The sequence below is a fragment of the Saccharospirillaceae bacterium genome (assembly GCA_022448365.1).
Classification (GTDB): Bacteria; Pseudomonadota; Gammaproteobacteria; order Pseudomonadales; family Oceanobacteraceae; genus Bacterioplanoides.
In genome coordinates this window covers 341363-354725 of record JAKVCS010000004.1, presented here as the reverse complement: position 1 = coordinate 354725, position 13363 = coordinate 341363, and the positions used below count along the sequence as shown (strand labels likewise).

Annotated in this window: 8 protein-coding genes; 7 read left to right on the top strand and 1 reads right to left on the bottom strand. The window is 47.9% G+C overall.

The window, feature by feature from the left end:
* Positions 1-19: 19 nt before the first annotated feature.
* The 5 genes from MK185_12795 (at position 20) to MK185_12775 (ending at position 9429) form a co-directional block, all read left to right on the top strand.
* A complete protein-coding gene (locus MK185_12795) occupies positions 20-3949 on the top strand; it encodes an ExeM/NucH family extracellular endonuclease (GenBank protein ID MCH2041503.1) in 3930 nt (1309 codons plus the stop codon).
* Positions 3950-4067: 118 nt separating this feature from the next.
* The gene (locus MK185_12790; protein ID MCH2041502.1) at positions 4068-6107 is read left to right on the top strand and encodes a bifunctional metallophosphatase/5'-nucleotidase; all 2040 of its coding nucleotides are present in this window, start codon (positions 4068-4070) and stop codon (positions 6105-6107) included.
* A 130-nt stretch (positions 6108-6237) separates the two neighbouring features.
* Positions 6238-7485, top strand: coding sequence for a NupC/NupG family nucleoside CNT transporter (locus MK185_12785; protein MCH2041501.1), 1248 nt, complete (start codon positions 6238-6240; stop codon positions 7483-7485).
* A 61-nt stretch (positions 7486-7546) separates the two neighbouring features.
* Entirely contained in the window at positions 7547-8164 is a 618-nt protein-coding gene (gene udk, locus MK185_12780) for a uridine kinase (protein MCH2041500.1), read from the top strand.
* Between the two features lie 62 nt (positions 8165-8226).
* Entirely contained in the window at positions 8227-9429 is a 1203-nt protein-coding gene (locus MK185_12775) for an endonuclease (GenBank protein ID MCH2041499.1), read from the top strand.
* A 133-nt stretch (positions 9430-9562) separates the two neighbouring features.
* Here the strand turns inward: MK185_12775 and MK185_12770 are convergent, their stop codons facing one another.
* Positions 9563-10813, bottom strand: a complete 1251-nt coding sequence (locus tag MK185_12770) for a helix-turn-helix domain-containing protein (GenBank protein MCH2041498.1) — start codon at positions 10811-10813, stop codon at positions 9563-9565.
* A 130-nt stretch (positions 10814-10943) separates the two neighbouring features.
* On the opposite strand from MK185_12770, the gene MK185_12765 reads away from it, so the two are divergent.
* Positions 10944-12503, top strand: a complete 1560-nt coding sequence (locus MK185_12765; GenBank protein MCH2041497.1) for an NAD(P)/FAD-dependent oxidoreductase — start codon at positions 10944-10946, stop codon at positions 12501-12503.
* Positions 12500-13339: an SDR family NAD(P)-dependent oxidoreductase gene (locus MK185_12760; GenBank protein MCH2041496.1), complete on the top strand. Its 840-nt coding sequence runs from the start codon at positions 12500-12502 to the stop codon at positions 13337-13339. The genes MK185_12765 and MK185_12760 overlap by 4 nt, the downstream gene beginning before the upstream one ends.
* Positions 13340-13363 lie beyond the last annotated feature (24 nt).

Genomic DNA, 13363 nt, shown 5'->3' with positions numbered 1-13363 from the left:
ACTTACAGGATTCATTCTTATGCGTAACAAACTAACGACAGCCATTATGCTGGCAGCTGGTGCAGTGGCATTACCAGCTCAGGCTGACATCAACAAAATCATCATCACTCAATATGTTGAAGGAAGCGGCCAAAATAAAGCCATTGAATTAACCAACATCGGCTCGGAAGATCACACCTTCGACGATTCTGTGTCTCTTTATCAGTTTGGAAATGGTCAATACCGCAACCAAATTCAGATTGAGGGTGGCGCCAATGCACTGAACGGAATTACCCTGGCCGCCGGAAAAAGCCTTGTTCTGGCGCACGGCAGTGCTGATGACGCAATCGGTACCACCACCACAGATAACGGCGGTACTTTTCTGAAACTGCCGACCAGTGGTTTTAATACATTCAGCTTCAATGGCGATGACCCGGTTTATTTGGGCACCACCGACGATCCGAACGCTGCACTGGACATTATTGGGATTGTTACCGGTACCGACAACCGCACCTCAACCTGGGGCAGCGTAAAGGGTGGCAACCAGACATTAAACCGCAATAGCGGCATTACCAGCCAGGCATCGACCTTTGATGATAGTCAATGGACAGCGGCGGCAAGCAACACTTACACCGGTTTGGGTGTATACCCAAATCCATCAACTCCGACACCAACTCCGACACCAGAACCAACACCAGAGCCAACACCTCCACCTGCGGCCGAAGCGCCAGCAGACTTCTCTGTTGTGATTACCGAATATATTGAAGGTGATGACAGCGTTCGCTTCCGTAATAACCGTGCCATCGAACTGACTAATACCGGCGCTACCGACTTCGTCTTTGATGACAGCGTTTCTCTGTATTACGCCGATGACCGTTTCACCAATCAGGTTCGCGATAAAGATGGTAACAACGTCCTGAACGGCATCACCATACCGGCCGGTCGTACCCTGGTTATTATGAATCCGGACTCCATTGATCGTGAAACCATCGAGCAAAATGTCGCCAACAATGATGGTCAGGTCGTATTATCCGGCGCCTTCGGTGACGTGCGTTTTAATGCCCTGAACTACACCGGTAACCACGCTGTTTTCCTGGCAGAAACCGGCAGCAGTGTTTCCGTAAGCGATGCCTTCGATATTGTTGGTATCCCCGGCAACAGGGGCGACTGGGGAAGCACCGATGTGACGTTACGTCGTGTTGCCAATACCCGCAGCGCAACCTTTAGCCAGGGTGAATGGACAGCTTATGCAGAAGGTACACTTGATGGCCTGGGCAGTGCCCAAACAGGTGATCAGCGTTTTGCTTGTAGCGATGCGGCGGTTTCCGGTTTTGCGACCCCATCTATCTACAATATTCAGGGCGTTACGGCTGCAAACTCCCAGCATTATTCGCCTTTGCTGACTAACGATGATGCGAATAACGATTTAATCAGCGACAGCTCTTATGTGGTTCGTGGTCGTATCTCACGCATTCTCAGTGGCTCGGCCTTCAGTGGCCTGTATATTCAGGACACAGATGCTCCGGCGGACAATGAAGCGTCTGACAGTATTCGCCTGGTTTACAACTACGGTTCAAACAATCTGCAACTGGGTCAGGAGATCTGTGTTGTTGCTCAGGTTTCTGAGGCAAGTGGCACCACCGTTTTAACCAATACCGGCCCTGCAGAAACCGGTGCCGTCGATGCATCGGCCATCCGAACTAAGCAATTAGAAGTCATTGAGTCTGACTATTACACCTGCCCGGCAGGCGTAACCTCTTGCGAAAATAACAACATTGTCGATTTCAGCCGCACGCTGGCCCGTTACGAAGGCACTGTGGTTACATTGCCTGCTGATTTGGATGCGACGTCTGATGGCAACCAGACTATGGTGGTTGCGCGTCCATTTGGGTTCGACTTTGAAACGTCGCGTTCCAACATGGCGTTGGCCTATAACGGTATTCTGTTGCATCCGAACCAGAATGCCGCCGCCGGTACTGCCGACTCGAAATTCACCATCGAAAATAACGTTCGCCGTAATCTGACCATTGAAAGTCTGGATACTGCCAACCGTGACGAAATGCCATACTTCGAAGCGTTTGCCACGGCTCCGCAAGACAATCTGATCCTGGTTGGTGATCGTATCTCTGGTCTGGAAGGTACCCTGGTACACAGCAATGGTCTGTATCGTCTGGTAATCGACAGCACGCAAAAATATACCGTTGTTGATACGGCCGATAACGACGTGAATACCTTCACGTTAACCCGCGAAAAACAGCTGCGTACCACGCCGACGCTTGAGACCAACTTCGCCGCAGACGAACTGGAAGTTCGTGTCGCTTCGGTTAACGTTCTGAATTACTTCAATTCACCGTATGGTGGCACTCGCAATCCAAACAGCAGCGACAATCGTGGCGCTGATAATGCTGACGATTTCGCACTGCAGCAGGATAAGTTAGTGCGTGCTATTCGTGCGCTGGATGCCGATGTCATTGGCATGATGGAAATCGAAAACAACGGCATGGGCGATAACGGTGCTCTGGCAACACTGCTGGATGAAGTGAATCTTGATTACGATGATGAGCGTTTCTCTAACCGTGATCAGGATGACAGCATTCTCAAGCGCTATCGTTATATCGGCATTGATTCAAACAATGACCTGGTCATTGATTATGAAGACACCATTGGCAGCGATGCGATCACCAATGCTCTGGTTTATCGTCCAACAGCACTGACGTTACGTGATGTGCGTGTTATCCAAATGCCAAACCAGAACTCGTTTAATATTGTCGATGAGAACGGCGACGTTTATGTTGATAACCAAGGTCGTCGCAGCAGTAGCGGTCGCGCTTTCCAGCGTGATGCACTGGTTGCTACGTTCGTTGTTAACCACACCGGTAAATTATTAACTGTTGCGGTTAATCACCTGAAGTCTAAAGGTTCAAACTGTGCCGACGACTGGGATGACATCGGTGACTTTAAACCCGCTCAGGGAACGGCATTTGAATTACCCGATCCTGATTTCCAGGGTCAGTGTGAGCGCTTCCGCAGTGCTGCAGCCGTTCACCTGGCGCAGGAACTGGATAAAATCGCCGGCGATAAAATGATCATTGGTGACCTGAATTCCTATGCCAGTGAAGATGCTATGCTGGTGCTGACTGAAATTCCAGCCGGCAAAGAAGTTCAGACCGCACGTGATACCTTTATCGGTAATCGCCCACAATTTGGTGGCGCTTCTCAGGGGATTAAGCTGTCTCAGGGATACGGTTATATCAACGCTGTTAAAAAAGCGGACACCATTCATGAACGTGAGACCAGCTACAGCTACATCTTCGATGACTATATGGGTTCACTCGACCACGCCCTGGTAAGCAAAGGCATGGAAGATCGTATCAAAGACGCAATCGACTGGAACATTAACAGTATTATTTCGGCTTACTACGATTACAGCAGCGCGTTTAAGAACAATCCAACACGTTATCACCAGACTAAAACGCCATATCGTTCATCAGACCACGACCCGGTTGTTGTATCACTGGCGTATAAATACTTCGAGCAGGATGGCAATCGTCGTGTACAGCTGCCGGTTATCAGCAGTCGTGTAGAATTACCGTTTGTGTATACCAATGCGGAACAGGGTGATGTGGTTCAAACAACCATTTCAGCAAAAGATTCTCAGGACATTAGTCGAGTAACCATAACGCGTCCAACGATTGAAACAACAGTAACCGGTGATACTCCTCAGTCGGTGATGTTAACCGCTAACGACTTGCCTACAGGTCGCTACACTATCCGTCAGGTTCTGTTGCGCAACGATCAGGAAGTTGCTGGCAGTGCCAAAACTCTGGATGCAATCGTTGCCTCGCGCGACAGTGAAGTGCCGGGCATTATCACTCCGGAATACGATGGCTCCGGCGGTGGTGGTCATATGGCATGGTGGATGTTGGCATTAGCGGGTCTGATGCTGGGTCGCCGTAACGTAAAAGCCTGATTTTAATCGGCTTAAAATAAAGGGGCTTCGGCCCCTTTTTTCACCCTGTTTATTTAGTATCAAAACCGACGTCATAAGCAGTAATCGCAATCTGCTGATTTAAGTAATGGAGATCTGCATGAAAAAGCTCACTCGTTTCACCCTGTTCCTGGCAGTATCGGCAGGGATTTATGGTTGCGACACCATGAATCAGAATTCCAACAGTAATCCATCGGCCAATGACACGGTATTCGAGCTGACTATTGCTCATATTAACGACACACATTCCAGCTTTGACCCGGTTCCTTCCAGTTTCTTGATGAATGATGAAAAGGTATTCAACGAATTTGGCGGCCATCCCCGTCTGCTAACCAAAGCTCAGGAATACAAAAAAGTAGCCCGTGAAAATAATCAAAGTATGTTATTTCTACACGGTGGCGATGCCTGGCAAGGCAGTGCGTATTTCAAACTGAACGAAGGTCGCGCCAATGCGGATATCCTCAGTAAATTTGGTTTAGATGCCATGGCACTCGGTAACCATGAATTTGATCTGAGTAACGCCCATTTAAACGAATTTCTGAATACTATTAATTTTCCGGTTGTGGCCGCCAACATCGATACATCCGCCGATGCCGACCTGAAAAATCAAAAAAACCTATTGCCATATGTGTTATTTGAATTCGATGGCAACAATAAAACCCGCCTGCCAACCGACGCAAAAGTCCCGGCGGATAACACTGTTGTTGCAGTGTTTGGTATCACGCTGGATGACATGGCCAATATTTCCGTTTCTACCGGCGATGTTACGTTCTTTAATATGGCAGAATCAGCCCAGAATACCGTTAATGAACTGCAAGCCAGGGGCATCAACAAAATTATTGCACTGACACACATCGGTACCGCGAAAGACATCGAATTAGCGGAAAAAGTGAATGGCATAGATGTGATTGTCGGTGGCCATTCACATACCCTGTTAGGCGACTTCATTGATCTTGGTTTACCAATGGAAGGGGCTTATGCACAACAGGTTATTAATCCCAATCAATCGAGTAAAACCTGTATCGTCCAGGCAGGTTCTTATGCACAAGCCGTTGGCCTGCTCAGCGTGAGTTTTTCTTCCAGCGGTGAGCAACTGAATTGCCAGGGTGGAAATACGTTATTGAGTAATGACGATTTTTATTCTCAAGCAAATCGGATTGGCATACATCGTCTCAACAGCGACAAAACAGCAGCCGTCAAAACTTATATCGACAGCAATGACAAAATTACGATCACCGACGAACAACAAGCGCTGCGCAAACATATAAACGAACATTATAAAACCGCGGTCAATAAAGCTTATGGCAAACCCGTTGCTTATGTGCCAGAAACTCTGATTCATGGTCGCCGTCCGGGAGATAACAGCACCAACCCGCAGCATGGCTCAACAGTTGCGCCATTGGTCGGAGAAGGTTTTTATTATTGGGCGTCACAACCAGAGGTGGTTGCTTTAACCGGTCTGACACCAGATTTCGCCTTGTTAGGTGCCGGTGGTGTACGTACCAATATTTCCCAGGGGAAATTACGCGAAGGCCATATTCGTCTGGAACTGTTACCGTTTTCCAATGCCCTGTCGATTGTACCGCTGAAAAGAAATACCATCATCGAACTGCTTGAAAGTGTGATTAACGCCACCTTACCCGAAGGTGCTCACGCGGGAAAATTCCCGTATTCCGGTCATTTGCGTTATACCTTCAGCGAACAACTCGCCGGTTTACAAGGTAAAATTACTCAATTGGAATACAACACAGGCAGCATCGAGAAACCGGTCTGGCAACCACTGCAGGACGATCAGGTCTATAACGTTGTTATGTCTGCTTATAATGCCAGTGGCAATGACAGCTGGACAGCTATGTATGATGCTCAGAAAACTCGCAGTGGTCGGATTGATGTGGCCTATGTTGATAACAAACTTACGGCATTTCCAGTCAGCCATATCGAACTTAATGGGAAAAAGTTTAAGACGATTTACCAATCTGAGCCTCTGAATTGCAAAGCAAGCCATGTGCGTTGTGATACCGATGCCCAGGCGGTGATTGATTTCATCAGCGCAGAGCGTACTCCATTACGTCCATTCGCTAATCCATTAGTGAATTTTTTGCGTATTAGTGAAAATCCAGCAAAAAATTCCGAAGGATAGCCGAATACTGGCTGATTTCTGCACATGAGGCGGTAGATTTCTGATAGAATCGCCGCCAATTTTTGGCCCGTTCAGATTGAACAAATCAATGCTTGAACTGGCCTGATTATTTTGCCCCCTGGAGCACCGTATGAGCCTGGTAATAAGCTTAATTGGAATGCTGGTTTTGCTAAGCCTGGCGTTCGCACTGTCTGAAAAGAAGAAGTCGGTTAACCTGCGACTGGTGGTTCTTGCACTGACTACACAGATTGTGTTTGCAGCACTGGTGCTCTATGTTCCGGCGGGACAAGCAGTACTCAATTCTTTGACATCCGCCGTCGCCAGCGTCATCAATTATGCTCAAGACGGTATGGTCTTTATGTTTGGTGGTTTGGCCACCGACAAGATGCACGAAGTTTTCCCCGACAAGGGTTTTGTTTTTGCTTTTAAAGTACTGCCCATCGTGGTGTTTTTCTCTGCGTTGGTGGCCGTCCTGTATCACTACGGCATTATGCAAATGGTTGTAAAAGTACTGGGGGGTGGCTTACGCAAATTACTCGGCACCAGCCCGGCAGAATCATTATCTGCGACCTCCAATATTTTTGTTGGACAGACAGAAGCTCCGTTGGTTGTTCGACCTTATATCTCTCGTATGAGCCGATCAGAATTATTCGCTGTAATGGTTGGCGGTTTGGCATCGATTGCAGGTTCGGTGATGGCTGGTTATACCGCGATGGGGGTTGAACTGAAGTACCTGATTGCCGCCAGCTTCATGTCGGCACCGGGCGGTATTCTGATGGCCAAAATCATTATTCCTGAGACAGAAAAAACCGCACAAGCCGGTGAAATGGATGAGGTTGCTCCGCAAGATAAACCGGCGAATGCCATTGATGCAGCTGCCACCGGTGCAGCTGACGGTCTTAAGCTAGCGGCTAATATCGGTGGGATGTTGATCGCCTTTATCAGTCTGATAGCGCTGTTAAACGGTATATTGGGTGGCATTGCTGGCTGGTTCGGTGCCGAAGGTATGACCATTCAGGAGATTTTGGGATATTTATTTGCTCCGTTAGCCTGGGTCATTGGTGTTCCCAGCGCTGAAATTTCGACCGTCGGTTCTTTGATTGGCCAGAAACTGATTCTCAATGAATTCGTTGCTTATGCAGAATTTATTACCATTAAAGATAGTCTGTCACCCGGAAGCCAGATCATTACAACTTTTGCGCTGTGTGGTTTTGCTAACCTATCGTCTATTGCAATTTTACTGGGTGGATTAGGAACCATGGCTCCTAACCGTCGCCAGGAAATTGCCAGCCTGGGTTTAAAGGCCGTTGCCGCCGGTACACTCGCTAATCTGATGAGTGCAACCATCGCCGGTCTGTTCGCTAACCTGGCGATGTAATATTCTTTCGGCTTAATCTTGGATTAAGCCGGCATTTTTTATCTTTCTAAATGGCGGCATTATGTCAAAGTCCCCTCTTCTTGTTGGTATTGCAGGTGCATCTGCATCCGGCAAAACCTCTCTGGCCAAAACAATCCAGGAATGTCTGCCAAGCGAACAGATACAACTGATCTGTGAAGACAGTTATTATCACGATCAATCTCATTTGAGTATTGAAGAAAGGGAATTCACGAATTACGACCATCCGTTATCAACAGATCACGATTTATTACACCGTCATCTGGAAATGTTAAAAAATGGTCGCTCCATCGAAGCTCCAACCTACGATTTTACGATTCACACCCGCAGTAAAGACAAGGTTACAGTGAATCCAACCCCCATCATTGTGGTTGAAGGAATCATGCTGTTCACCCATGAACAACTGCGCAATACAATGGATTTAAAGATCTTTGTTGATGCGCCTTTGGATATCTGCTTAATGCGTCGGATACAGCGCGATATGGTAGAGCGCAACCGTACCCTGGAGTCTATTTTTGAGCAATATCAGCGAACTGTACGACCAGGCTACCGCAACTTTATCCGTCCAACGATGGAATATGCAGACATCATTGTGCCTCGTGGCGGCAAAAATAAAATTGCCATTGATCTGATCGAAACCAAATTAAAATCCATGGTTTGAACCGGTTTTTAACAGAGAAAAATCGCTGTTCTGTTTTATTACCCAACTTTTTCGGGGGCATTATGAATTTTAAATTACTGACATTATCCGCGCTTGTCCTGATACTCAGTGCTTGTGGCGGAGGCAGTGGTTCCGATAGCAGTACCACCGGTGGTGGCGTGAAACTCACGGACGGTAGTACGCCGGATAACGATAACACAGCGCCCGATCCGAAACCCGATAACGGTGGCACGCCTGATAACGGTGGCACTCCCGATAACGGTGGTACTCCTGATAACAGTGGTACTCCTGATAACAGTGGTACTCCTGATAACGGTGGTACTCCCGATAACGGTGGTACTCCCGATAACGGTGGTACTCCTGATAACGGTGGCACTCCTGATAACGGTGGCACTCCTGATAACGGTGGCACTCCTGATAACAGTGGTACTCCTGATAACAGTGGCGCTCTCGATAACGGCGGCACTCCTGATAACGGCAGTACCCCAGACAACCAGGACATTACCCAGGCAGAGTATTATGCCAATGCGATTGGTAAAACCAGCTACGCACTGAAAACGGCGTTAAGCGCTATTATTAGCCAGGGTCATAACGATCGCGGTTATAACTGGGTATTCTTTAACGCCAATGACCTTGATCGCTACTTCGAGAATGACGGTACAATTCTGGATATTTATTCAGAAAATCCGTCAGCGACAGACCCGTACAACTTCACCGTCAGCAACGACCAGTGTGGTAATTATCGTGCCGAAGATGACTGCTATAACCGTGAACATGCGTTTCCACAAAGCTGGTTCAACAAAGACTATCCAATGCGCTCTGATGTTCACCATTTATTCGCTACCGACGGTTATGTTAATGGTCGCCGCAGTAATAACCCTTACGGTAACGTCAGTTCTGCCAGCTGGACATCCCGTAACGGATCACGCTTAGGCAGTGAAAGCAGCGCTCAGTTTAACGGCCCGGTATTTGAACCCATTGATGAGTTCAAAGGTGATCTGGCGCGAGCTTATTTTTACATCGCGACTCGTTATGAAAGTCAGATTGCCAACTGGCAGGGAAATGGTAATGCGGATTCCGTGTTAAATGGAACATCAGATCAGGTGTTTGATGATTGGCAGCTTACCCTGCTAAAACAATGGCACGAGCTTGATCCTGTGAGTCAGAAAGAACAAGACCGTAACCAGGCGGCATTTGAATATCAGGGCAACCGCAATCCATTTGTTGATAACCCACAATGGGTGGATGAAATCTGGGGAAATTAATTCCGCTCTCAACACGCCATCACTGTGATAGCGAGTTCATTTCAGCAGCCTGACAATACGTCAGGCTTGCTCACCAATCAGTTGGCGGTCGCTCCAAACCTCCTATCCCCTGAGTGCGATATACTGCACGGGTTCACAAAATCCAGTACAGCGCTTCAAGCGCAACTGCAACCTGGATACGATTCTCGGCCAAAGGTCGCGGCAGCATCTCTTCAGCCTTGGCAAGTCGTCGCAACAATGTATTGCGGTGAGTGTGCAATTTTTTTGCAGCTTCCGTGGCATTACAACCAGATTCAAGGAATGCATGCAGCGATTGACGAACGGTGGCTGGCGCCTGCGCTAACTCACCTAATATGTGCTCCGAATAATGCTGAATTGATTTAGCATCTTTCGATAACACCGCCATCAGACGCACCCGCTCATAACTCACCAACTGTGTATTAGATTTTAATCTTCCCAGAACCCGCTGCGCGGCCTGCGCATCCAGATACGCCCGACGAAAACCGTCCAGGCCAGAGCTACCCGAACCAAAGCTTATCCGCACATTTTCGTGTTGTTTTAATACCGTTTCGAGCAGTCGTTCATTCACCGAAAAATCTGCCGATACCCACACCCAGATTACCGACGGGCTGACAATAATTTTTAACGATTCGGTTTGCTGACACGCTTTTTGGAATACCGCAGCGACCGTTTCCAGCGCTGAAATTTCGGTATCTATTTCCTCACTCCAGACAATGGCGCTGTGATGGGGTCGTTGAATCGAATAATTTAATAAGTGGCTGGTGTGAGCAATATCAATGTCCTGACCATCAATAATTCGGGTTACCAGATCAATTTGCTCTTCTGTGCCACTGCGCTTACGACTGGCTTCAATTTTCTCCAGGCGTTCGAGGCCAAGCTGCAGGGAATCTTCACTGAAGGTTCGGATAGAAATCGACGATAACTCCAACAGCTGCTGTAACTCAAGCGGGTCTTTACTCAGCTGAAAAACGATTTTCATCCAATATTGCCAGGCAATATCCTGAATCGAGTGGGAGTTCTTCTGCAACATCTGTGCTGCCTGAGACTGGTACATATCGACGGTACTATCCACCGCTTCATCGACTGAATACGGCGAAACCGGCTGATCTGGCGCTTCGATAATGGCGTTCAACCAATGCAAAACGCTGGCACGAATTGCCCGGCGGTGCTTAGCCTGAATCACGGGGTCATCATGCACATCATCAGTATTGTTGCCTTTGAAGTTAACCCCTTCTAATGCGTCCAAAAACAGCGGGCTGGTAGCCAGCTCCAAACCGATCTCAGCACCACGACGCATCAGCTCGATGATCCGCGGCGAGGCTCTGGGCCAGTTTTGGTGTGAATGGATGGCGATATCTAACATGCTAAAGGCGCCCATTTAAGTGCAATATGCACCAAATATTAATCACAGAGTGTTATTTTGTACATTGTTTAGCGGATATTTAGTTCATAAACTGAACAACGTCGAATAACAGTAACAATAAAGGCATGTTATGAATGATCACGCTCAGGGGACTAACCCGGATACCGATGTATTAATTATTGGCGCCGGTGTGTCTGGGATCGGCTTGGCTTATTATTTACAACGAGATCAACCGAATAAGCGTTTCACCATCCTAGAGTCTCGCCGTGATATTGGTGGCACCTGGGATTTATTCCGCTACCCGGGCATTCGTTCCGATTCCGATTTATACACCTTTGGCTACGAATTTAAACCGTGGAAAAGTCCCAAAGCGATCGCCGATGCCGCCACCATTATGGACTATCTGCGAGAAGCGGTTGACGAGAATCAGATTCAGCAGAAAATTCGCTTTAACAGCCGTGTTAAAACCGCTAACTGGTCAAGCGCCGATGCCTGCTGGCACGTTGAGTTTATCGATAACGACAGCGGTAAAACACAAACCATGACCTCTCACTGGTTATTCTCTGCCGCCGGTTATTACAATTACGAAGAAGGCTTCACCCCAGAATTTAACGGTCGTGAAAACTTTAAAGGTCAGATTATTCATCCGCAGCACTGGCCGGAAGATTTAGATTACAGCAATAAAAAAGTGGTGGTCATTGGCAGCGGAGCTACAGCAGTCACCCTGGTGCCGGCCATGGCCGATAAGGCGGCCCACGTCACCATGTTGCAGCGAACGCCTACCTATGTGATCAGCCTGCCTACTGAAGATGTCATTGCCAATATTATTAAAAAAATCTTCCCGGAAAATACCGCCTACAAAATGATTCGCAGCAAAAACATCAATCTGACGCGTTGGTGGTGGCGATTCTGTATGCGTTTTCCGAACGCTGCGCGTAAATTAATCCGTGCCGGAGCCAAAAGACTGTTACCAGCCAATTACCCGGTTGATGTGCACTTTAATCCGCCTTACAACCCATGGGATCAGCGTTTGTGTGCGGTAACCGACGGTGATTTATTCAATGTGGTCAGTCAAGGTGATGCGTCCATCGTCACCGATCATATCGAGACCTTTACTGAACAGGGTTTGTTATTAAAATCCGGTGAAACACTCGACGCAGATATTATTATTACCGCCACAGGTCTTAACGTTCAGCTGTTCGGCGGCATCGATTATCGCGTTGACGGTAAACCGATCGATTACCCGAATTCGGTCGCTTATAAAGCCCTGATGTTAAGCGGTGTACCGAACTTTGCTTACGCTATTGGTTACACAAACTCCTCCTGGACGTTAAAAATTGGCCTGATCTGTGAGCACCTGTGTCGCATCATGCAACATATGTCTGAACACAACCACCAGGTTTGTCAGGCAGAGTTGCCGCACCCGAACATGCCTACCCGCCCATTGTTAGATTTTGGCGCCGGTTACGTGAAACGAGTGATCGATACCCTGCCGCGTCGTGGAATGGAGCCACCCTGGGATGTCGCTATGGATTACAAAGCGGATGCAAAAAATCTGCGCTTTGGTTCAGTAACCGACGAATGTCTGAAATTTTACTCGGCTGAGCAAATGGCCCGTAAAAAAGCGAAAAATCATCCGGCAGAAAAAACAACCCGCGAGCGGCACAGTAAAATCGGAGCAGAAGCATGAAGCACTTTCACAACAAGGTTGTTGTCGTAACCGGAGCTGCTTCGGGTATGGGTCGTGAGTACGCATTGGAATTTGCCCGCCTCGGCGCTCTTGTTGCAATTACTGATGTTAATGAAGCCGGCCTGTCAGAAACGCACGCAATGCTGCAGAAAATCACTAACAAATACAGTTACAGCGAGGTACTGGATATCGCCTCACAATCCGGTATCGAAGTCTTTGCGCAAACGGTAGAAGCCAAACTGGGGAGGGCGCATGTGCTCATTAACAATGCCGGTATCGGCGGCGGGGGCGCTCCGCTGTGGGCACAGGACTCGGCACAAATCCACACCACGATGAACGTCAATTTTTTTGCAGTGGTGCATATGACACGGGCATTCCTGCCGCAATTATTGGCCAATCAAGAAGGTGCTTTAGTTAACGTCTCCAGCGTATTTGGGTTAATCGGAACACCCGGCACCAGTGATTATTGTGCGTCTAAATTTGCCGTACGGGGATTCAGTGAATCACTCATGGTTGAGCTGGAAGAAACACCTGTTTCAGTTCATCTGGTGCATCCCGGAGGTATTAAAACCAACATTGCCAAAGACTCGAAAAACGGTGCTGAATTTGAAGAAAAATACCTGAAAACCGCTCCATTGGATGCCGTCCGTACCGTGATTAAGGGTATCCAGAAAGGCAAGCAGCGTATGGTCTTCGGCTATCAGTCTTCGCTGTTAAATACATTAAGACTGTTACCACTGAAGTTACGTAACAAAATTCTCTCACGCGAAATGAGTGACATGAGAGACCCGGAACATTACGACCAACTTGCCGTTCTTGCCGGTCAGAGCAAATAACCATAAAGACAAGATCAAAAATAA

What these genes read in the sequence shown, in the direction of transcription:
- MK185_12775 (MCH2041499.1), top strand. Translation starts at nt 8,227, where the DNA reads ATGAATTTTAAATTACTGACATTATCCGCGCTTGTCCTGATACTCAGT.
- MK185_12785 (MCH2041501.1), top strand. Translation starts at nt 6,238, where the DNA reads ATGAGCCTGGTAATAAGCTTAATTGGAATGCTGGTTTTGCTAAGCCTG.
- MK185_12795 (MCH2041503.1), top strand. Translation starts at nt 20, where the DNA reads ATGCGTAACAAACTAACGACAGCCATTATGCTGGCAGCTGGTGCAGTG.
- MK185_12765 (MCH2041497.1), top strand. Translation starts at nt 10,944, where the DNA reads ATGAATGATCACGCTCAGGGGACTAACCCGGATACCGATGTATTAATT.
- MK185_12760 (MCH2041496.1), top strand. Translation starts at nt 12,500, where the DNA reads ATGAAGCACTTTCACAACAAGGTTGTTGTCGTAACCGGAGCTGCTTCG.
- MK185_12770 (MCH2041498.1), bottom strand. Translation starts at nt 10,813, where the DNA reads ATGTTAGATATCGCCATCCATTCACACCAAAACTGGCCCAGAGCCTCG.
- udk (MCH2041500.1), top strand. Translation starts at nt 7,547, where the DNA reads ATGTCAAAGTCCCCTCTTCTTGTTGGTATTGCAGGTGCATCTGCATCC.
- MK185_12790 (MCH2041502.1), top strand. Translation starts at nt 4,068, where the DNA reads ATGAAAAAGCTCACTCGTTTCACCCTGTTCCTGGCAGTATCGGCAGGG.